The sequence below is a fragment of the Sinorhizobium sp. BJ1 genome, from assembly GCF_002531555.1.
GTDB lineage: Bacteria > Pseudomonadota > Alphaproteobacteria > Rhizobiales > Rhizobiaceae > Sinorhizobium > Sinorhizobium fredii_B.
Window position 1 is genome coordinate 293,997 of record NZ_NWTH01000001.1, and the last position, 20,736, is coordinate 314,732.

The window sequence follows — 20,736 nt, forward strand, 5'->3', positions numbered from 1 at the left end:
ACGAGAGCGGGCCGGACGATCGTCCGGCCCGCTGGATGCCGATGCCGCAGGAACGCTATTCGCCCGGGGCGAGATGCGGAGCTTCGATATGGGCGCCTGCGTGCTTCAGCGGACGCTCGCCTGAAAGCTTGCGGATCAGCACGTAGAAGACCGGCGTCATGAAGATGCCGAAGGCGGTAACGCCGATCATCCCGGCAAAGACCGCGACCCCCATCGCCGAGCGCATTTCCGCACCGGCGCCGGTCGAAGTGACGAGCGGCACGACGCCCATGATGAAGGCCATCGAGGTCATCAGGATCGGCCTGAGGCGCAGGCGGCTCGCCTCGATCGCGGCGCTGACGGCGCTCCTGCCGGAGAGCTCGAGCTCGCGGGCGAACTCGACGATCAGGATCGCGTTCTTCGCCGATAGACCGACGAGAACGATCAGTCCGATCTGCGTGAAGACGTTGTTGTCGCCGCCGGTCAGCCAAACCCCTGTGAGCGCCGCCATGATGCCCATCGGCACGATCAGGATGATCGAGATCGGCAGCAGCAGGCTCTCATACTGGGCCGCGAGGACCAGATAGACGAGCAGCAGCGCCAGCGGGAAGATCAGGATCCCCGAATTGCCGGCGAGGATCTGCTGGTAGGTGAGGTCCGTCCACTCGAAAGAGATGCCGGGCGGCAGCGTCTCGGCGGCGATCCGCTCGATGGCGGCCTGCGCCTGGCCGGAGGAGAAGCCCGGTGCCGGCCCGCCATTGAGGTCGGCGGCGAGGAAGCCATTGTAGCGGATCGCCCGCTCGGCGCCGACCGTCTGCTCAACCTTCAACAAGGCCGACAGCGGGATCATCTCGCCCGATTGCGAACGGACCTTCAGCTTGCCGATGTCGTCGGCATGGCTGCGATAGTTCGCATCGGCCTGGATGCGCACGCTGTAGGTGCGGCCGAAGGCGTTGAAGTCGTTGACATAGAGCGAGCCCAGATAGATCTGCAGCGTCTCGAACACGTCGGTGACGGCGACGCCGAGCTGGCGCGCCTTGGTACGGTCGAGGTCGGCATAGAGCTGCGGCACGTTGATCTGGTAGCTCGAATAGAGCCCGGCCAGTTCCGGCGTCTGCGCCGCCTGCGCCAGGAAGGCCTTGGCCGCATCGTCGAGCGCCCGGTAGCCGAGTCCGTTCTTGTCCTCGATCTGCAGCTTGAAGCCGCCGGTCGTGCCGAGACCCTGGACGGGCGGCGGCGGAAACATGGCGATGAAGGCATCCTGGATCGCGCCGAACTCCTGGTTCAGTTGCATGGCGATCGCGCCGCCCGAGAGTTCCGGCGTCGTGCGCTCCTCGAATGGCTTCAGCGACACGAAGACGATGCCGGAGTTCGAGGAATTGGTGAAGCCGTTGATCGACAGGCCCGGGAAGGCGATCGCGTGCTCGACGCCCGGATGCTTGAGGGCGATGTCGCTCATGCGCCGGATGACGTCCTCCGAGCGGTCGAGCGTTGCCGCATCCGGCAACTGCGCGAAACCGATCAGATATTGCTTGTCCTGGGCCGGCACGAAGCCGCCGGGGACGGCGCGGAAGAGCGCGAAGGTGACCCCGAGCAGGATGACGTAGACGCCCATGATGAGCGACTTGCGCGTCAGGATACCGCCGACGCCACGGCCATAGGCCTCCGAGCTCGCTCCGAAGAAGCGGTTGAAGCCGCGGAAGAACCAGCCGAACAGCGCATCCATGATGCGCGTCAGACGGTCCTTCGGCGCGTGATGGTCCTTAAGGAGCAGTGCGGCGAGCGCCGGCGACAGCGTCAGCGAGTTCAAGGCGGAGATCACCGTCGAGATCGCGATGGTGAGCGCGAACTGGCGGTAGAACTGCCCGGTCAACCCGGTGATGAAGGCGAGCGGCACGAAGACGGCGACCAGCACCAGCGCGATCGCGATGATCGGGCCGGAGACCTCCTGCATGGCGCGATAGGTCGCCTGCACCGGCGAGAGGCCCTGCGCGATGTTGCGCTCGACGTTCTCGACCACGACGATCGCATCGTCGACGACGATGCCAATCGCCAGCACCAGGCCGAAGAGGCTCAGCGCATTGATCGAGAAGCCGAAGACGTACATCACCGCGAAGGTGCCGACGATCGAGACGGGAACGGCGACGAGCGGGATGATCGAGGCCCGCCAGGTCTGCAGGAAGACGATGACGACGAGCACGACCAGGGCGATTGCTTCGAGCAGAGTGTGCACGACCGATTCGATCGACGCGCGGACGAACTGCGTCGTGTCGTAGACGATCTCGTAGTCGACGCCCTCCGGCATGGTCTGCTTCAGCTCGGCCATCGCCTTGTGGATGTTTTCGGATATCTGGATGGCATTCGAGCCGGGCGCCTGGAAGACGCCCATGCCGACGGCAGCCTTGTTGTCGAGCAGTGAGCGCAGCGAATAGTCCGCCGCCCCCATCTCGACACGCGCGACATCGCCGAGGCGGGTGATCTCGCCATTGGCGCCGGACTTAACGACGATATTGGCAAAATCCTCCGGTGTTTTCAGGCGGCCCTGGGCATTGACGGAGAGCTGCAGGTCGAGCCCCGCAACGGAGGGCGAGGCGCCGATGACGCCCGCGGCCGCCTGGACGTTCTGCCCGCGGACGGCATTGGCAATGTCGCTCGCGGCGAGACCGCGCTCGGCGGCCTTTTCCGGGTCGACCCAGACGCGCATCGAATAGTCGCCGCCGCCGAAGATCTGTACCTGGCCGACACCCTCGACGCGTGCCAGCCGGTCCTTGACGTTCAAGACTCCGTAGTTGCGCAGATAGTTGATGTCATATTGGCCGTTCGGCGAGATCAGGTGCACGACGAGCGTCAGGTCCGGAGAGCTCTTCACCGTCGTGACGCCGAGCCGACGCACCTCTTCCGGCATGCGCGGCTCGGCCTGCGAGACGCGGTTCTGCACCAGCTGCTGGGCCTGGTCCGGGTCGGTGCCGAGCTCGAAGGTGACCGTCAGCGTCATCAGGCCGTCTGCAGTCGCCTGGCTCTGCATGTAGAGCATGCCTTCGACGCCGTTGATCTGCTCTTCGAGCGGTGTGGCGACGGTTTCGGCGATGACCGCCGGGTTGGCGCCTGGATATTGGGCGCGCACGACGATCTGCGGCGGCACGACTTCCGGATATTCGGAGATCGGCAGGCCGGTCATGCCGATCAGGCCGGCGACGAAGATCAGCACGGAAAGAACGCCCGCGAAGACCGGGCGGTCGACGAAAAAGCGTGAGAAGTTCATAATGATCCCCCTTGGGAACTTCAGGCAAGCGGAAGACGTCAACGGCGGAAAACTCCGCCGCGCGCCGATGCATGCCGTTTGAATTGCTTTGCGCTGCCCTGCTTCTCAGAGAGGCGGGCGCTCTTACCTATGGTTTGGCGATCGAAGCCGTTGCCTGTTCGGCAGGCTGCGGGGCGACCACGACTCCGGGGCGCACGCGCTGCAGGCCGTTGACGACGATGCTTTCGCCGGGCTTCAGGCCGCTCTCGACGATCCGCATCCCGTCAGCGGTCGGCCCGAGGGTGACCTGCCGGTATTCGACCTTGTTGTCGGAACCGACGACCAGCACGAACTTCTTGTCCTGGTCGGAACCGATGGCGCGGTCGCTGATCACCAGCTTCTCGGCCGGTGCCGGATCGCCGATGCGGATACGGACGAACTGGCCCGGGATGAGCCGGCCGTCGGGGTTTTCGAGCGCCGCCCGTACGCGGATGGTGCCGGTCGCCGCATCCACCTCGTTGTTGATCAACTGGATATGGCCGCTGATCGGCGTGCCCTCGTCGGCGGCGGTGCCGATCTGCACCGGAATGCGCTCGATCGAATCGGTACCGGCCGAGGCGGAAAGCTTCGCCAGCGCGGCTGCGACCACTTCCTCGTTGACGTTGAAGCTCGCATAGATCGGGTCGATCGAGACGAGTGTCGTCAGGATCGGGGAGGCGGTGCCGGCGGAAACAAGATTGCCGGCCGTCACCTCGAGCCTGCCGACGCGTCCGGCGATCGGCGCGCGCACTTCGGTATATTGCAGGTCGAGACGGGCGGAGCGCAGCGCCGCCTTTGCCGAGCGGACATTTGCCTGCGCCTCATCATAGGCGCTGAGCCGCTGGTCGACGCCGCTTTGCGGGATGGCGCTGGTGGTCACAAGCTTGCGGGCACGTTCGAGCTCGGTTCTCGCGAGTGCCACCCGAGCTTCGGCTGCTGCGACCTCCGCTTCAGCCCGCTCGACGGCCGCCGCAAAGGGATCTGGGTCGATGGTCACGAGCAGATCGCCCTTCTCGACGAGAGCACCCTCGCGGAAATGAGCGCTGAGGATTGCGCCGCCGACGCGGGGGCGAACCTCGACCCGCTCGATTGCCTCGAGCCGGCCCGAGAAGCTCTCCCAGGTGGTGATCCGGCGCGATTCCGCCTTGGCGACGGAAACCGGAACCGCGGCCGGTGCCGCCGGCGCCTCGGTGGCGGCGTCCGCTTCGAAGCGCGCCGGCAGGCCGAGAAGGACGGCTCCTCCGCCGGCGATCGACATTAGAATACTGAAGCCAGCGCCCCAAAGGGCGCGGCGTGCAACGCTCGACGTCATGGTCTCTCCTTGCCGGTCGGGGGCCGGCTCTAAATGTCTGCTTTACGTCTGTGTGGCCTTCGCTCCCGCTTTCTCGAAGAAGCGGGAGAAAATGCCGGATATGGTTTCTTCCTGCGCGGGCCAGCTTTCCTGAGCCGAGACATTGGCCGGAATCCAAGCGGCGCGGCCGGGTAGAACGTGCATCTCCACCGGCACGCCGGCTCCACGCAGGCGCTCGGCATAGGCCTTGGCCTCGTCGCGCATCGGACATTCCTCGCTGGTAATGACCAGGGCCGGAACGAGGCCTCCAAGCCGGGTGCAATGGCCAGGCGCCGCGTAAGGGTGGGTCAGGCGGCTGCCTTCGCCCAGATATTGCTGCCAGCCGTCGGCGATCGACTGCACCGAGCTCTGCGGACAGAACTTGCGGAAAGACGGCGTCGCCAGGCAAGGATCGAGGAGCGGCGACAGCAGGATCTGCCCCTTGAGGTCGGTCAGAAATTGGTCCCGCGCCATCAGCGCCAGGCCGGCGGCGAGGTTGCCGCCCGCCTCCTCACCGGCGACGAACAGCAGCGACTTCTTGTGCGCAAACTGCGGACAGCGGCTGCGCATCGAAGCCAGCATGGCATAGGCAGCGTCGAGCGCCGCCGGAAACGGATTGAGGCAGGCGGACGGATATTCCGGCGAGACGACGACTGCACCGGCAGCGGCGAGTGCACCGGCGACCTTCTCACCGGCCGCGACCGAATCTCCCGTGAAGCCACCGCCGTGCAGATGCAAAACGACGGGCGGCGGCGTGAGCAACGACGCACCCTTGTAGACGCGCGCGCAGCACGAGCCTTGGCCCGTCTGCATCGTCTCTTCGGTAAAATGCGTTTCCATCACTTGCCTCGACAATGGGTGAATCCCTAGATGAGGGACAACCCGCGACGTTCACACCATACCATTGTCTTTTGTTTGGAATAGTCTGCGGTTTCTGATTACACTATTCGTCATTTCGAACAATTGGCTATTGAAAATGGACCAGCTCACGGCCATGCGCGTGTTCCTTCGAGTGGTGGAGACCGGCAATTTCACCCGGGCCTCCGTCTCGCTCAACATGCCGAAGGCGACCGTCACCAACTTGATCCAGGGTCTGGAGGCGCATCTTCGCACCAAGCTCCTGAACCGCACGACGCGGCGGGTTCTGGTGACGCCGGACGGCGCACTCTATTACGAACGCGCCGCGCGCCTGCTCTCCGACATCGACGAACTGGACGGCAGCCTTTCGAGCGCCCAGAGCCTGCCGAAAGGCCGGCTGCGCGTCGAAACCGCGAGTGCCTTCGCCAATCTGATCATCATTCCGGCACTCCCGGAGTTCCACAGGAAGTATCCCGATATCCAGATCGATCTCGGCGTGTCCGATCGCACGGTCGATTATCTGGCCGAAAACGTCGATTGTGCCATCCGCGGCGGCACGCTGACGGATCAGTCGCTGATTGCCCGTCGCATCACGGAAATGAAATTCGTCTCCTGCGCGTCGCCGGACTTCCTCGAACGGCACTCGATGCCGCAACATCCTTCGGATCTTGAGAAGAATTGCCAAGTCGTCGGCTATTTCCTGCCAACCGGCCGACAGATGCCCTTCTATTTCCGGCGCGGAAGCGAGGAGATCGAGATCAACGGCCGCTATGTCGTGGCTGCAAACGAATCGACGACCTATCTGGCCGCCGCGCGGGCAGGTCTCGGCGTGATCCAGGCGCCGTTCTTCATGGTGCGGGACGATCTTCGCGCCGGCACCATGGTTCCGGTCCTCCCCGACTGGGACGTCGATCCGACGCCGATCTACCTCGTCTATCCGCCAAACAGGCATTTGAGCAGCCGGTTGCGGGTCTTTGCCGACTGGGTGGTGAAGGTGGTCGCGCAGTCACAGCTCGACGGCGCGTAACACGACTCGCGCTTGACCCATGCAACGCCGTCGCCGGTGTCTGCAATTCGCCGAGGGAGCGGGGCGTTGGATGGGCGCCGCAGCGCCTCAATTTCGCGCCTCGCTGCGAGATCAGGCCTGCCGGTTCTTGGCGTTGTTGCGCTTGGCTTTCGGCTTGAAGTCGCTGCCCGACTTCTTTGCCTCAGGCTTGCCCTGCTTCTTGCTCCAGGGCTTTTCGTCCCGCTTCTCCGGATGCGCGTCCTGCGTGAGGGGAGGCTTCTTTTCGAACTTGCGCTTCGGTTTGAAGTCTCTTTGGCCATGCTCCGACGCGGCCTCGGCCGGCCGCGGCCGCTTCTTCGCGAAGTCTGGCTTGTCCTGTCGCGGCTGCGAGCTATCCGGTGCACCCGGCAGCGTCTTGACGCGGATGCCCTTTTCCAGCGCCCGGTTCGGGCCGATCGCCGAGAGGAAACGCTCGGCGCCTTCGGCCGTCAGTTCGACATAGGTTTCCTCGGGCTGCATGCGGATCGCGCCGATATCGCGCTTCGTGAGCTTGCCATGGCGGCAGAGCATCGGGATCAGCCAGCGGGGCTCGGCATTCTGCTTGCGCCCGACCGAGAGCGAAACCCATTGGCCGTCGGTGAAGTCCGCACGCGGCGCGTCGATCTCGTCGCGCGGCGCGACCGGTCCGTCGCGTCGGGTCTTGCCACGATCGCCGCCAAGCGGGATGTCCGCCAGATCCTCTGGAGCCGAGCGGCCAGCGCGAAACTGCCGCAGGAAGGCGGCGGCAAGCTTCTCTGCACCATGGCGCTCGATCAGCGCATGCACGATCGCCTGTTCGTCGTCGCGCGGTGGTTCATCAAAAGTCGGATCGGCGATGAGGCGCTCCTCGTCGCGGCGCGTTACTTCGTCCGCCGACGGCGGCTTTGCCCAGGTCGCAGTGATGCGAGCGCCATCCAGCAGTCGCTCCGCCTTGCGTCGCTGGTTGACCGGTACGATCAGCGCGCTGACGCCCTTCTGGCCGGCGCGGCCGGTGCGACCGCTGCGATGCAGCAGGGTCTCCGAATTGTTTGGCAGGTCGGCATGGATGACGAGTTCGAGGCCCGGCAGATCGATGCCGCGTGCCGCCACATCGGTCGCAATGCAGACGCGGGCGCGGCCGTCGCGCATCGCCTGGAGCGCGTGAGTGCGCTCGTTCTGGCTGAGTTCGCCCGAAAGCGCCACGACCGAGAAACCGCGATTGTTGAAGCGGGCCGTCAGGTGGTTCACCGCGGCGCGGGTCGAGCAGAAGACGATCGCATTGCGGGCCTCGTAATAGCGAAGCACGTTGATGATGGCGTTTTCCCGGTCGCTCGGAGCGACGAGGAGGGACCGGTAGTCGATGTCGCCGTGCTGCTTCTGTTCGGAGGCGACCCCGATGCGGACGGCGTCGCGCTGGTAGCTCTTGGCAAGCGTCGCAATCGAGCGCGGCACGGTCGCCGAGAACATCAGCGTACGTCGTTCGGCCGGCGACGCCTCGAGGATGAATTCCAGATCCTCGCGGAAGCCGAGATCGAGCATCTCGTCCGCTTCGTCCAGCACCACCGCGCGCAACGTCGAGGTATCGAGCGAGTCGCGGCGGATGTGATCGCAAAGCCGGCCCGGCGTTCCGACGACGATGTGAGCGCCGCGCTCGAGTGCACGCCGCTCGCTGCGGATATCCATGCCGCCGACGCAGGACGCGATCGTTGCCCCTGTGATCTCATAGAGCCATTCGAGCTCGCGCTTGACCTGCAGCGCCAGTTCGCGCGTCGGCGCAATGACAAGCGCCAGCGGCACGCCAGGGGCGTCGAATTGCCTTGCAGGGCCGAGCAGCGTCGGCCCGAGGGCCAGACCGAAGGCAACGGTCTTGCCGGAACCGGTCTGTGCCGAAACCAGCGCGTCGGCACCGTCGAGCGCCGGATCGAGCATCGCCTCTTGAACCGGTGTCAGGGTGGTGTATCCGCGTTTCGCCAACGCCTCGGCGATCGAGGGCGCGATCCCTTCGAACTCTGTCATTTCCTGTCTTTCGGATTTCGGTCGTCGCACCGGCAGACGAGCGGACCATGGATCGGGTCGTCATCAGGCGTCGATAGCCGCGGCCAACATCGCGGCCTGTTCATTTGCGCGCTACATACGCGTTGGGAGAGGGAATGTACAGGGGCGGGCGGTCAGCGCCTGGGGCCATTGCGGCGCCCGCCGAATTCGTTGGCGCCTTGCGCGCCGGGCCAGAGGCAGAGTGCGATGAAGACGATGGGGCTTAAAACCGGGATGAACAGGCAGAGCGCCAGCGGTCCGGGATAGCCGATATCGTGCAGGCGCTTGATCGCCAGCATGGCAATGGAAACGGTTGACGCGACGCCGGAGCCGATCAGCGCCAGCGTCCAGAACACCAGTGCCGCATCCTGATTTTCGTATTTCAGCATCTGCATCAGGATGACGCCGCCGACGACGAACCAGAAAAGCCAGGAGAGAAAGAAGGGCAGGCGACCGATCCGGCCGGAGGGGCTGAAGAACAGCCAGGTCATGCTCGGCGGCCGCCCCTCCTCGGCCATGGTCAGTCCCGGAGCAGCTCGTTGATGCCGGTCTTGGAACGGGTCTTCTCGTCGACCCGCTTGACGATAACGGCGCAGTAGAGGTTCGGCGCCGGCTGGCCGGTGGCCATTGTCGAGCCGGACGGCATGGAGCCGGCGACGACGACGGAATAGGGCGGCACTTCGCCATACATGACTTCGCCCGTCGCGCGGTCGACGATCTTCGTCGACTTGCCGATGAAGACGCCCATGCCGAGGACGGAACCCTCGCGGACGATGCAGCCCTCGACCACCTCGGAGCGGGCGCCGATGAAGCAATTGTCCTCGATGATGGTCGGGCCGGCCTGCATCGGCTCCAGCACGCCGCCGATGCCGACACCGCCAGAGAGATGCACGTTCTTGCCGATCTGCGCGCAAGAGCCGACGGTCGCCCAGGTGTCGACCATCGTTCCCTCGCCGACATAGGCGCCGAGATTGACGAAGGAGGGCATCAGGACCGCATTTGGGGCGATATAGGCCGAACGGCGCACGACGCAGTTCGGCACCGCCCGGAAGCCGGCCTTCTCGAATTCGTTGACGCTCCAGCCGTCGAACTTGGAGGCGACCTTGTCCCACCAGACGGATTCGCCGGGGCCGCCCCTGACGAGTTCCATCGGGTTCAGCCGAAAGGAGAGAAGCACGGCCTTCTTGAGCCACTGGTTGACGGTCCAGGTGCCGTCCGCACCGCGCTCGGCGACACGTACCTTGCCGCTGTCGAGCAGGTTCAGCGCCGCCTCAACCGCATCGCGAATCGCGCCGCGCGTGCCGGTGCTGACGGCCTCGCGATCATCGAAGGCGGTCTCGATCGTCTGCGACAGGGAGGCGAGGTCGTGGTTCGTCATCGGATTTCCTTAAAGTTCGCGTTGTCCAGCAAGCTCTACTGCATAATTCCTCGAATCGGAACCGATTAAAGGACGGATTCGACCGGCAATTCAGAGAGCTGCGGCGCCCGCTTGCAGCTGAAAGAAGTGTATCGCCGCGGTGCCTGGCTCTGAAAAGTTGAAGGGCCTTTCGGCCCGCTCTCCAAACGGGGGACTTGGCAAGCCCTCTCGTTTCCGGCAGAGAACGCACTTATGGCTGACGAGCACAGGAATGAACGTGTCCGGACGAGATGCCGGCTGTTCGGAACGCGACGGGACGGAGACATATGGGACGCATGAAGAAGCGCGGTTTGCGCAGCAAGGGCGGGGTCTGGGATCCGCTGGCAGACAGCTCGCAAAGCAGGCAGCGCGCTTCGACCGTTCCTGTGACGCCCCAATCGGCCTCTCCGACCTATCGGCTTGCCTATATCGACGACGATTTCCTGTGCCGCGAGGAATTGCGGCCGGTGCGCCTGCAGCTCGAACTCCTGAAGACGGAGATGATGCTCGAGGAGCGCGGCATCAACTCGACCGTCGTCATGTTCGGCGGCGCGCGCATTCCGGAGCCGGGCGGCGAAGCCTGGGCGGCCAAGAACGAGACGCAGCGCAAGAACCTGGAAGCGGCTTCGGTCTACTACGACGAAGCACGCAAGTTCGCGAGACTCTGTTCCGAGCAGTCCGCCAAGCTCGGTCACAAAGAATATGTGATCGTCACCGGCGGCGGTCCGGGCGTCATGGAGGCAGGAAATCGCGGCGCCGCGGATGTCGGCGCACCGTCGATCGGCCTCAATATCGTTCTGCCGCACGAGCAGGCGCCGAACAGCTACGTTACGCCGGAGCTGTCCTTCAATTTTCACTATTTCGCCATCCGCAAGATGCACTTCCTGCTGCGTGCCAAGGCGGTGGCGGTCTTCCCCGGCGGCTTCGGCACCCTGGACGAGCTGTTCGAGACCATGACGCTGATGCAGACCGGCCGACTGGCGCTGGTGCCGCTGGTCCTCTTCGGCGAGAAGTTCTGGCGCTCGATCATCAATTTCGAGGCGCTCGCCGAATTCGGCACGATCGCGCCGGACGACATCGATCTCGTGCATTTCGTCGAAACCGCCGAGGAGGCTTGGGAGATCATCGCCCGCTTCTACGAAACGGTAGATCCGCGCGCCGTACCGATGGCCACGGGTAGGCGATAGGCTAGTCGGGCGTGCCCGTTACACCGGGGCCACGATCCGCCGCAGGAAGCCGGCCAGATCTTCGGTGACGTAGTCGATCTGCTCGTCGGCGTCGCTGGAGGTCTCCCAGGCTTCCGCGAATTCATATTCGAGATTGCGCGGCACCAGCAGAATAGTCTTCATGCCGAGTGCTTTGGGCACCAGGAGATTGCGCGGCAGATCCTCGAACATCGCCGCGTGCTGCGTGTCGACGCGGTGAAGGCTCATGAACTTGTCGTAGGTATCACCGGCCGGCTTCGGCACGTAGCCGGCGGCGACGATGTCGAAGATGTCATCGAAATGGTCGAGAATGCCGAGCGCGCGCGCCGTCATCTCGGCATGGACGACGCTGCCATTGGTGAAGATGAACTTGCGGCCGGGCAGAGCCTTGATCGCTTCGCCGAGTTCAGGGTTCGCCGGCACCACGCTGTAGTCGATCGCATGCGCCCTTTCGAGAAAATCGTTCGGGTCGATGCCGTGGTGGATCATCAGGCCCTGCAGGGTGGTGCCGTGATCGCGGTAATATTCCTTCTGCAGTTTCTTCGCCTCGGTCGGTTCGAGCGACAGGATTTCGGCTACATAGGCCGTCATGTTGCGATCGATCTGCGCGAAGAGATTGACGTGGTGCGGGTAGAGCGTGTTGTCGAGATCGAAGACCCAGTCGGTGACATGGGCGAAATCGGCATGGGTCGGCAGGCGATCGAGTTTTTTCATGGCCGCCTTATGACATGGCGCGCCGGCGAGGAAAACGGATTTATTTGACGCCTCGTCCGCTTGTGGATGGATTGTCGCCCCCGCGCATGCTAGCCGGCGAAGATGGAAACCTGGGTTCTCATCACCGTCGCAGCAGCCTTTCTGCAGAATATCCGCTCCTCCATGCAGAAGCACCTGAAGGGCGCCATGGGCACGACCGGCGCCACCTTCGTGCGCTTTGGCTTCGGGCTGCCCTTCGCGCTCCTCTACCTCCTCGTGCTCTGGCGTGTCGCCGGTCAGCCGCTGCCGGTGCCGAACGGGACCTTTTTCCTCTGGGCTGTCGTCGGAGGCCTGGCGCAGATCGCCGCGACCTTCCTGCTGGTTCACCTCTTCTCCTTCCGTAACTTCGCGGTCGGCACCGCTTATTCCCGCACCGAGCCGGCCCAGGCGGCGCTTTTTGGGCTGATTTTCCTGGGTGAAAAAGCGAGCCATGGGACACTGGTGGCGATCGCCATCTCGGTCGTCGGCGTCATGCTGATTTCCGTTGCCCGCACGACGCTCAGCGCCCGATCGCTGGTGACCTCGGTCTTCAGCCGCACGGCCGCGATCGGGCTGCTCTCCGGTACGTTCTTTGGGCTCTCCGCAGTTTCCTACCGCTCCGCCTCCCTGGTGCTGGCACCCAGCCTGCCCGCGCCGGACTACATGATGCAGGCGAGCTTCACGCTCGGTTTCGTCATCCTGCTGCAGACCATCGTCATGCTCCTTTGGATCGTCGCGCGCGAGCCGAATGAGCTGAAGCGCATCGCCGCCGCCTGGAAGCCCGCTTTCATCGTCGGCCTCGTCGGTTCGTCGGCGTCCTTCGGCTGGTTCATGGCGATGACGCTGCAGCAGGCGGCGATCGTCAAGGTGGTGGCGCAGGTCGAGATGCTGTTCACTTTCGCGACGTCTTTCTTCGTCTTCCGCGAGTGGATCAACCGCCTGGAACTCGTCGGCTGCCTGTTGATCGTCCTCGGCGTCGTGATGCTGCTTGTCCTGTAATCGGGCCCAGCCGATGAAATAGACGCCCGAATTTCGGCGGACGGCTAGATCGCCCGGTGCTACAAAGCGGTATGCTCTTCGATTTGCCGAACGACGATACTCTCTATGATGCGCTCCTGGCCCGCAGTTCCGACTATGAGGGCCAGGCCTTCGCCTGCGTGAAGAGCACCGGCATCTTCTGCCGCCTCTCATGCCCCGCCCGCAAGCCGAAGCGGGAGAACACCCTGTTTTTCGACAGCATCGCCGCTTGCATCAATTCCGGTTTCAGACCCTGCGAGCGATGCCGGCCGCTGGACCAGGCTGCCGGAAAGGAGCCGCTCGTCGATCAACTGCTGAAGCTCCTCGATCGCTCCCCGGACCGTCGCTGGACCGAGGACGATCTGGTGCGGCGCGGCTTTGATCCCTCGACCGTTCGCCGGGCCTTCAAACGGAGCCTCGGCGTTACCTTTCTCGACCTTGCCCGTCAGCGACGCATGGGAGAAGCCGCCCGTCAGCTTTCCGCCGGGGTGAGCGTCATTGAAGCGCAGGTCGATGCGGGCTACGAATCGCCAAGCGGCTTCCGCGCCGCCTTCGCGAGGCTGATCGGCGAGGCGCCGGTGAAGGCGCAAGGCCGTGAACTGCTCTTTGCCGATTGGATCGATACGCCGCTCGGGCCGATGGTGGCCGTCGCCGACCAGACGCTTCTTCATTTGCTCGAATTTCACGATCGCAAGGCATTGCCGGCCGAGATGGAAAGGCTGAAGCGAACGGCGCGGTCCGCCGTCGTGCCGGGCAGGACCGCGCCCATCGAGCAGATCGCTACGGAACTCAATGCCTATTTCGCCGGCCAGTCGGGCGAATTTCGCACGCCGTTGGCTCTCGATGGCACTGCCTTCGAGCGCCAGGTATGGGCGAGGCTCATGCGAATCCCGATCGGCGAGACGCGATCCTATAGCGACATTGCCCGAGAAATCGCTACCATCGAGGCGGTGCGTGCCGTGGCGAGAGCAAATGGCGCCAACCGCATCGCGATCGTCGTCCCCTGTCATCGCTGCATCGGCGCGGATGGGTCGCTGACGGGATATGGCGGCGGCCTCGAGCGAAAGCAATGGCTGCTTCGGCACGAAGGCAAGATGAGACCTGTGGGCCTGTTTACGGAGGAGATTCGATGAACCAGGAGGAAAGGGCGCGCGCCTTTACGGCGCTGCACCGCAAGGGCGACCCGGTCGTTCTTTACAATATCTGGGATGCCGGCAGCGCCCGATGCGTGGCCGAGGCCGGCGCCAAGGCGCTTGCCACCGGAAGCTGGTCGGTGGCGGCGGCCCATGGCTTTGCCGACGGTCAGAAGATCCCGCTGCAGTTGCTGGTCGAAATCGCCCGCGAAATCGTTGCCGCGACCGACCTGCCATTGTCGGTCGACTTCGAGGGCGCCTATTCGGAGGACCCGGCGCAGGGAGCCGCCAATGTGGCGCAACTGATCGATGCCGGTGCGATCGGTATCAATTTCGAGGATCAGATCGTGGGCAAAAACGGGATCCATCCCATCGACAATCAGGTGGCCCGCATACGGGCGATCCGCGAGATGGCGGAACGCCAGAACGTTCCGCTTTTCATCAATGCCCGTACCGACCTGTTCCTGCAGGAGAGCGACGCGGCGCGCCATGCCGGCTTGATGAACGAGGCGATCGCCCGCGCCAAGGCCTATGCAGGAGCGGGCGCCAGCGGGTTCTTCGCACCGGGGCTTGCCGACACCGAACTCGTCGCCCGGCTCTGCGCGGCATCACCTCTGCCGGTGAATGTCATGATGAAGCCGGGGGCACCGGATCTCCCCACCCTGGCCGCCGCCGGCGTCGGCCGCGTCAGTTACGGGCCGTTCCCCTACCGGGCGATGATCGCCTGGCTGCAGGGTGAGGCGGAGAAGGTTTACGGGAGCGCTGTGAAGTAGCTGCCAGTGGAGGCTGATCGGAATGCCTTTCCCTCTGGTCGGCCCCTCATCCGCCTGCCGGAACCTTCTCCCCCCGGGGAGAAAGTACTCGCGGCGCGCACCTCAGTCCCCTCTCTCCGTCTGCCGGGAGAGGGTTAGGGTGAGAGGCAATTTTTCACAGCGGGTTGCCTTCATGGCACGATCAGCGTACCGGCGCCGCGCTCGGTGAAGATCTCGAGCAGCACCGAATGCGCGGTCTTGCCGTTGAGGATGACCACGCCCTGCACGCCCGCCTTGATCGCCTCCATGCAGGTCTCCACCTTGGGGATCATGCCGCCGGAAATGGTGCCGTCGGCGATCAGTGCGCGCGCCTGCGCGACCGAAAGCTCCTTGATGAGATTGCCTTCTTTGTCGAGAACGCCCGGAACATCGGTCAGGAACAACAGGCGCGTCGCGTTGAGCGCGCCGGCGATGGCGCCCGCGAAGGTATCGGCGTTGATGTTGTAGGTATGGCCGTCGCGGCCGGGGGCGACCGGGGCGATCACCGGGATCATCTCCGAGCGCGCCAACAGGTCGAGAAGCGTACGGTCCACTTCGACCACTTCGCCGACGAAGCCGAGATCGAGGATGCGCTCGATATTGGAATCCGGGTCCTTGATGGTCTTTCGCGCCTTTTCCGCGAAGACCATGTTGCCGTCCTTGCCGCAAAGGCCGATCGCCCATTCGCCGGTCTGGTTGATGAGCGCGACGATCTCCTTGTTGATCGAACCGGCGAGCACCATCTCGACGATCTCGACGGTCTTCTCGTCGGTGACGCGAAGCCCGCCCTCGAATTTCGATTCAATGCCCATCTTGTTGAGCATGGCGCCGATCTGCGGGCCGCCGCCATGCACAACGATCGGGTTGACGCCCGACTGTTTCAGCAGCGCGATATCGCTGGCGAAGGCGCGCCCAAGTTCCGGATTGCCCATCGCATGGCCGCCATATTTGACGACGATCGTCTTGTTCTCGTAGCGCTGCATGTAGGGCAGGGCCTGGGCGAGCAGGCGTGCCTGGATTTCACTCTCTGATGCGGACATGACGGACCCTCGAAAAATACCGCTGCTGTTTAGCGCAAGTTTCCGCCGGATGGAATGATCCGGGCGCAACATAAGTCGTTCAAGGATGGCGTCGGTTGATGGCGAAAACGGGTCGTCTATACGATTGACGAGATTTGTGATTTGGCTGATCCTACTAAACCTACGGTGAAATCTCTCCAATCTGAGAGAGAATGAACGATGACGACTCAGAAGCCCGAGAGCGGGGATGCTCGCCGCGACGAGGTGATCGCGGGGGAATACGTGCTGGGCGTTCTGTCCGCCGCAGACCGCCGTCAGGTCGAAGCGCGCATGGCGACGGACAGAGACTTCGCGGCGATGGTTCTCCGCTGGCGGAACAATCTCGCCGCCTTCGACTCCGCCGATGAAACGATTGCGCCGTTGCGCGCCTTGCCTTCCGTCGAACACCGGGCGTTCGAACTGCAGGCGGGCGTCGGCGACTCCGTCGGATTATGGAATTCCTTGTCCTTCTGGCGCAGTCTCGCCATTGCCTCCGTGGCGGCCGTCACGGTTCTTGTGATCGCCTTGGCGGGGTTGTTCGGCGGCGGATCGGGCGGCCGGCCGCTCGTGGCCGACCTGGCGGGGCAGGGCAATGCCATAGGTTTCGTTGCCCTGTTCGACGTCGGCTCCGGGCGTTTGCGCTTGACGCCGGTTGCGGCGCGCCAGGACGGGGAGAAATCCCTCGAATTCTGGCTGCTGCGGGGCAACGACCCTGCAATTTCGCTCGGCGTGCTGCCGCAGTCCGGCGAAGGCGAGTTCCGGGTTCCTCCCGCCATGCGGACGAAGATCACCGAAGGCTCGACCCTTGCCGTCAGCGTCGAACCGCGCGGCGGCTCACCGACCGGTTCGCCTAGCGGCCCGTACCTGGCGCGGGGCAGTGCCGGTTATCGCTGAAGTCGCGACCGACCTTCTCCCCGCAAGCCGGGAGAAGGTGTTGCTCTCAGGATGCACGGCAGCGGATCAAAAGGTCCCGGCCTGCGGCGAGGGCGTCTGCGCTTCGGAGAGGGCGGCCTGCAGCTTCTGTTCCTGTTCCGGCGAAAGCGAGGTCTTCAGCACACGGCCGCGGAGCCCGGTGAGTTCGGCCAGAACCTTTTCCGGCTGCACCTTGCGAACCAGGATGAACAGAGCCGAGGAGTTGTTCGGGATCGTGTTGCCGAGCGACTTGATGAAATCGTCGTCGATGCCGTAATCGGCAAGCGAACCGGAAAGAGCTCCGGCCCCCGCGCCGAGCGCGCCGCCGATCGCGAAGCCGGCGAGCGGATTCAGGAAAAGCAACCCGACCAGGCCGCCCCAGAGCGAGCCTGACAGGAGGCCCGAGGCTGCGCCGACAGAGGTAAGGTTGATGCTCTGTTTCAGATGCGCCTTGCCTTCGGTGTCGCGCACCACGACGACCGCGTCTTCCAGATCGATCAGATATTCCTTCTTCAGGCTGTGGAGCTTCAGGAGGACCCGGTCGGCCTCCTCCGGCGCGTCGAAACCGATGACGATCAAGTCGGACATCTCTCTCTCCTCTGACCCTTAAGGCGACGCGCACCCGCCGTCGCCCAGCCAGAAATAGAGCGGCGGGAGCGTCCGGGTAGAGCAGGGCTCAAAGAGTTGCGACAGACTCTTTTCGAAGAGCCTCCGGGGCTGCATAAGCCGGCTTCAGCGCATAACGGCGTGTTCGATCGCAGCGCGCAGTTCTTCGATGCCGTCGCCCTTTTCCGAGGACGTCGACAACACCTCGGGATAGGCAGCCGGCCGCTTCTTGATCTTGTCGAGCGTTTCGGCGATCAGCCGCGGTACGCCGGCGGCCTTGATCTTGTCGGTCTTGGTCAGCACGATCTGATAGGAGACCGCCGCCTTGTCGAGGAGCGACAGCACCTCCTCGTCGTTCTTCTTGATGCCGTGGCGGGCGTCGATCAGCACATAGACGCGCTTCAGCGTCGAGCGGCCGCGCAGATAGTCGAAGACGAGCTTCGTCCAGGCATCGACCTGTTCTTTCGGCGCCTGGGCGTAGCCGTAGCCCGGCATGTCGACGAGCGCCATCGGCGGCAGGTCGTCCGCCTCGCCGGAATAGCCGTCCGGCACGAAATAGTTGAGTTCTTGGGTGCGTCCGGGCGTGTTGGAGGTGCGGGCGAGGCCCCTGTGGCCGACGAGCGCATTGATCAGCGACGACTTGCCGACATTGGAGCGTCCGGCGAAGGCGATCTCCGTCGGCCCCTCCGGCGGCAGGAACTTCATCGCCGGCACGCCGCGGATGAAGATCCACGGCCGGCCGAAGACACTGGAGGCGTTCTGATTGTTGTTACCGGACATGTCCTGACGTTCCTTTTTGCCGGGCCGGCATCAGGCTTTTAGGCCCGCTTGTCAAGCGCGGCCGCGCCTGGTGGCGTCCCTGCTAGTTGCCGTTCCATCAAAAAGAAAGGCCCCGGATCACCTTTGATCCGGGGCCCCAATGGCTGCGGAAGGAGCGAAGGTGCGAGCTATTCCGCCGGCTTCGGTCTCTTCGCGAAGAGCGACTTCAGATTGTCGAAAAGCTCGATCCTTACGCCCTGGCGCTTCATGATGATCGACTGCTGGGCGATCGACAGGGTGTTGTTCCAGGCCCAGTAGATCACCAGACCCGCCGGGAACGACGCCAGCATGAAGGTGAAGACCAGCGGCATCCAGGTGAACAGCATCGCCTGGGTCGGATCCGGCGGCGTCGGGTTCATGCGCATCTGCAGGAACATGGTGATGCCCATGACGATCGGCCAGACGCCGAGATGCAGGAAGGCCGGTCCGTCGAACGGCAGCAGGCCGAAGAGGTTGACGATCGTCGTCGGATCGGGAGCGGAAAGGTCCCTGATCCAGCCGAAGAACGGCGCGTGGCGCATCTCGATGGTGACGTAGATCACCTTGTAGAGCGCGAAGAAAACCGGAATCTGGATCACGATCGGCCAGCAGCCGGCCAGCGGGTTGATCTTCTCGTCCTTGTAGAGCTGCATCATCGCCTGCTGTAGCCCCATGCGGTCGTCGCCGAACTTCTTCTTCAGCTCCTCCATCTTGGGCTGGACCTTTTTCATGTTCGCCATCGAGGCATATTGCTTGTTGGCGAGGGGGAAGAAGATCAGCTTGACGACGATCGTGGTGATCAGGATCGCGATGCCGAAATTGCCGAACAGACGGAAGAAGAAATCCATCATTTTGAACATCGGCTTGGTGATGAAGTAGAACCAGCCCCAGTCGATCAGCTTGTCGAAGTTCGGGATCGCGTAGGCCACTTCGTAATTATCGACGACCGGCACTTCCTTGGCGCCGGCGAAGACGAGGTTCTTGACCTCCGCGGATTGGCCCGGCGCGACCGTGATGGCATCGCTCTTGTAATCGCTCTGGTAACGTGGGCGGCCGTCGGCGAAATGCGAGAAGCGGATATCGAAGGGCGTCTCCTGCGGCGGGACGATCGTCGCGGCCCAGTACTTGTCGGTGATACCCAGCCAGCCGCCCGTCGACTTGCCCGGTTCGACCGGCTGGTCGTCTTCAACTTTCGAGTAGCCGACCTCCTGCAGGCCGTTGTCGCCGGCGACCCCGATGAAGCCTTCGTGAAGCACATAGATGCTCGGCGTCGTCGGCTTGTTGAAGCGCGTGACGCGGCCGTAGGAGGAAAGCGAGACCGGAGCGGAGGTCCCGTTCTTGATGCTGTCGACGATCTGGAACATGTAATGCTCGTCGACGGAGATCGTCCGGGCGAAGGTGATGCCCTTGTCGTTCGTGTAGGTGAGGGTGACCGGCGTTGCAGGCGCCAGCTTGTCACCGCCCGAAAGCGTCCAGACGGTCTGCGGGCCGGGTACGGAGCCGGTCGCGTCGCCGCCGATATAGCCGATCTCGGTAAAATAACCGTCCGCGGTTTCCGCTGGGCTGAAGAGCGTGATGACCGGGCTCTTCGGATCGACCGTCTCGCGGTAGTCCTTGAGCTTCAGGTCGTCGAAGCGTGCACCGGTCAGGTTGATGGAACCGGAAAGCGCCGGCGTGTCGATCGCGACACGCGCAGACTTGGCGACGGCCTGGTCGCGGTTTTCGCCGGGGACCACCCCACCGGGCAGCCCCTGGCCGGGCGTGGCCTGCTGGCCGCCCTGCTGGGGCTGTGCCTGCTGTGTCTGCTGGGCTTTTTCCGCAGCGATCCGGTCCTTTTCCATCCTTGGATTGACATAGAAGAACTGCCAAGCGACGAGGATCAGCACCGAGAGCGCTATCGCCACGAAATAATTGCGGTTGTTTTCCATCATGGTTTCCTGGAACCGGCCGGCGGCCGCTTCGGTTTCGGCTTGTTTTCGATGCGATCCTGCAAGGCGCGGGTCAATGCGTCAAAAGGCACGTTCAGGAGATCGCGTCGGGCGACAATCACATAGTCGTGTCCGGGTTTCATTGCAAACCCGGCGGAAAGCCGCACGGCTTCTTTGAGGCGTCGGCGCATCCGGTTTCGCTCGACGGCATTGCCGTGTTTCTTGGTAACGGTGAAGCCAACGCGGGCTTCGCCTTCCGGATCGTTGCGGTCAAGCACTTCAAGGAGGAAGTGCGGCCCTTTTCGGGCTTCTCCGGCCCTGACGGCCAAAAACTGCGGACGGCTTTTTAGCCGTCCGACAGTGATCTTGTCTTTTTCTGACGTCATGTGCCCAAACAATGCTTTCGGGCAGCTTCGGCTCAGGCCGAAAGACGCTTGCGGCCACGAGCCCGGCGGGCTGCGAGAACCTTCTGGCCACCCTTGGTGGACATGCGTGCACGGAAGCCGTGACGGCGCTTGCGAACAAGCTTGGACGGTTGGTAGGTACGCTTCATTTATTTAATACCGCGGTGTGCGGCCCTTCTTGGGTTTGCAAATTGCAAGAGCGTTTACGTTACCGGGCACAGCTCCGCCTTTCGGGCAGCTTGACCGGACGT

At 63.8% G+C, this 20,736-nt stretch carries 19 protein-coding genes; 6 read left to right on the top strand and 13 right to left on the bottom strand.

Annotated elements, in window-relative coordinates:
• Positions 1–55 precede the first annotated feature (55 nt).
• The 3 genes from CO676_RS01480 to CO676_RS01490 form a co-directional block, all read right to left on the bottom strand.
• Entirely contained in the window at positions 56–3,241 is a 3,186-nt protein-coding gene (locus CO676_RS01480) for a multidrug efflux RND transporter permease subunit (protein WP_097519414.1), read from the bottom strand.
• Between the two features lie 127 nt (positions 3,242–3,368).
• On the bottom strand, positions 3,369–4,571 hold the full coding sequence (locus CO676_RS01485; RefSeq protein WP_097519415.1) for an efflux RND transporter periplasmic adaptor subunit: 1,203 nt from the start codon (positions 4,569–4,571) through the stop codon (positions 3,369–3,371).
• Between the two features lie 42 nt (positions 4,572–4,613).
• Positions 4,614–5,429, bottom strand: a complete 816-nt coding sequence (locus tag CO676_RS01490; RefSeq protein WP_097519416.1) for an alpha/beta hydrolase — start codon at positions 5,427–5,429, stop codon at positions 4,614–4,616.
• A 136-nt stretch (positions 5,430–5,565) separates the two neighbouring features.
• On the opposite strand from CO676_RS01490, the gene CO676_RS01495 reads away from it, so the two are divergent.
• Positions 5,566–6,474, top strand: a complete 909-nt coding sequence (locus tag CO676_RS01495; RefSeq protein ID WP_014760871.1) for a LysR family transcriptional regulator — start codon at positions 5,566–5,568, stop codon at positions 6,472–6,474.
• A 111-nt stretch (positions 6,475–6,585) separates the two neighbouring features.
• Here CO676_RS01495 and CO676_RS01500 read toward each other — a convergent pair whose 3' ends face one another.
• From CO676_RS01500 to dapD, 3 genes are all read right to left on the bottom strand, one after another.
• Positions 6,586–8,487, bottom strand: a complete 1,902-nt coding sequence (locus CO676_RS01500) for a DEAD/DEAH box helicase (protein WP_097519417.1) — start codon at positions 8,485–8,487, stop codon at positions 6,586–6,588.
• 152 nt (positions 8,488–8,639) lie between these two features.
• Positions 8,640–9,023 carry a DUF805 domain-containing protein gene (locus tag CO676_RS01505; protein WP_097519418.1) on the bottom strand — a complete coding sequence of 128 codons (384 nt, stop codon included), beginning with the start codon at positions 9,021–9,023 and terminating at the stop codon, positions 8,640–8,642.
• Between the two features lie 2 nt (positions 9,024–9,025).
• Positions 9,026–9,883 carry a 2,3,4,5-tetrahydropyridine-2,6-dicarboxylate N-succinyltransferase gene (gene dapD, locus CO676_RS01510; protein WP_014760874.1) on the bottom strand — a complete coding sequence of 286 codons (858 nt, stop codon included), beginning with the start codon at positions 9,881–9,883 and terminating at the stop codon, positions 9,026–9,028.
• A gap of 305 nt (positions 9,884–10,188) precedes the next feature.
• Here dapD and CO676_RS01515 point away from each other — a divergent pair, with 305 nt between their 5' ends.
• The gene (locus tag CO676_RS01515) at positions 10,189–11,088 is read left to right on the top strand and encodes an LOG family protein (protein WP_014760875.1); all 900 of its coding nucleotides are present in this window, start codon (positions 10,189–10,191) and stop codon (positions 11,086–11,088) included.
• A gap of 18 nt (positions 11,089–11,106) precedes the next feature.
• Here CO676_RS01515 and CO676_RS01520 read toward each other — a convergent pair whose 3' ends face one another.
• Positions 11,107–11,820 carry a pyrimidine 5'-nucleotidase gene (locus CO676_RS01520; RefSeq protein WP_014760876.1) on the bottom strand — a complete coding sequence of 238 codons (714 nt, stop codon included), beginning with the start codon at positions 11,818–11,820 and terminating at the stop codon, positions 11,107–11,109.
• Positions 11,821–11,922: 102 nt separating this feature from the next.
• Here CO676_RS01520 and CO676_RS01525 point away from each other — a divergent pair, with 102 nt between their 5' ends.
• From CO676_RS01525 to CO676_RS01535, 3 genes are all read left to right on the top strand, one after another.
• On the top strand, positions 11,923–12,837 hold the full coding sequence (locus CO676_RS01525) for a DMT family transporter (protein ID WP_097519419.1): 915 nt from the start codon (positions 11,923–11,925) through the stop codon (positions 12,835–12,837).
• Positions 12,838–12,908: 71 nt separating this feature from the next.
• On the top strand, positions 12,909–13,988 hold the full coding sequence (locus CO676_RS01530; protein ID WP_097519420.1) for a trifunctional transcriptional activator/DNA repair protein Ada/methylated-DNA--[protein]-cysteine S-methyltransferase: 1,080 nt from the start codon (positions 12,909–12,911) through the stop codon (positions 13,986–13,988).
• Complete coding sequence (locus CO676_RS01535) at positions 13,985–14,761, top strand: isocitrate lyase/phosphoenolpyruvate mutase family protein (RefSeq protein WP_097519421.1); 777 nt, start codon at positions 13,985–13,987, stop codon at positions 14,759–14,761. The genes CO676_RS01530 and CO676_RS01535 overlap by 4 nt, the downstream gene beginning before the upstream one ends.
• A 170-nt stretch (positions 14,762–14,931) precedes the next feature.
• Here the strand turns inward: CO676_RS01535 and argB are convergent, their stop codons facing one another.
• Positions 14,932–15,819, bottom strand: coding sequence for an acetylglutamate kinase (gene argB / locus CO676_RS01540; RefSeq protein WP_014327106.1), 888 nt, complete (start codon positions 15,817–15,819; stop codon positions 14,932–14,934).
• A gap of 198 nt (positions 15,820–16,017) precedes the next feature.
• Here argB and CO676_RS01545 point away from each other — a divergent pair, with 198 nt between their 5' ends.
• On the top strand, positions 16,018–16,731 hold the full coding sequence (locus CO676_RS01545) for an anti-sigma factor (protein ID WP_014760880.1): 714 nt from the start codon (positions 16,018–16,020) through the stop codon (positions 16,729–16,731).
• 66 nt (positions 16,732–16,797) lie between these two features.
• Here the strand turns inward: CO676_RS01545 and CO676_RS01550 are convergent, their stop codons facing one another.
• The 5 genes from CO676_RS01550 to rpmH form a co-directional block, all read right to left on the bottom strand.
• A complete protein-coding gene (locus CO676_RS01550) occupies positions 16,798–17,337 on the bottom strand; it encodes a DUF1269 domain-containing protein (protein WP_014760881.1) in 540 nt (179 codons plus the stop codon).
• Positions 17,338–17,481: 144 nt separating this feature from the next.
• Positions 17,482–18,135 (bottom strand): ribosome biogenesis GTP-binding protein YihA/YsxC, encoded by a 654-nt coding sequence (gene yihA, locus CO676_RS01555; RefSeq protein ID WP_097519422.1) that lies wholly within the window; start codon positions 18,133–18,135, stop codon positions 17,482–17,484.
• 167 nt (positions 18,136–18,302) lie between these two features.
• A complete protein-coding gene (yidC, locus tag CO676_RS01560; protein WP_179875382.1) occupies positions 18,303–20,081 on the bottom strand; it encodes a membrane protein insertase YidC in 1,779 nt (592 codons plus the stop codon).
• Positions 20,081–20,479, bottom strand: coding sequence for a ribonuclease P protein component (gene rnpA / locus CO676_RS01565; RefSeq protein WP_041413699.1), 399 nt, complete (start codon positions 20,477–20,479; stop codon positions 20,081–20,083). The genes yidC and rnpA overlap by 1 nt, the downstream gene beginning before the upstream one ends.
• Positions 20,480–20,499: 20 nt before the next feature.
• The gene (rpmH, locus tag CO676_RS01570) at positions 20,500–20,634 is read right to left on the bottom strand and encodes a 50S ribosomal protein L34 (protein ID WP_012706673.1); all 135 of its coding nucleotides are present in this window, start codon (positions 20,632–20,634) and stop codon (positions 20,500–20,502) included.
• Positions 20,635–20,736 lie beyond the last annotated feature (102 nt).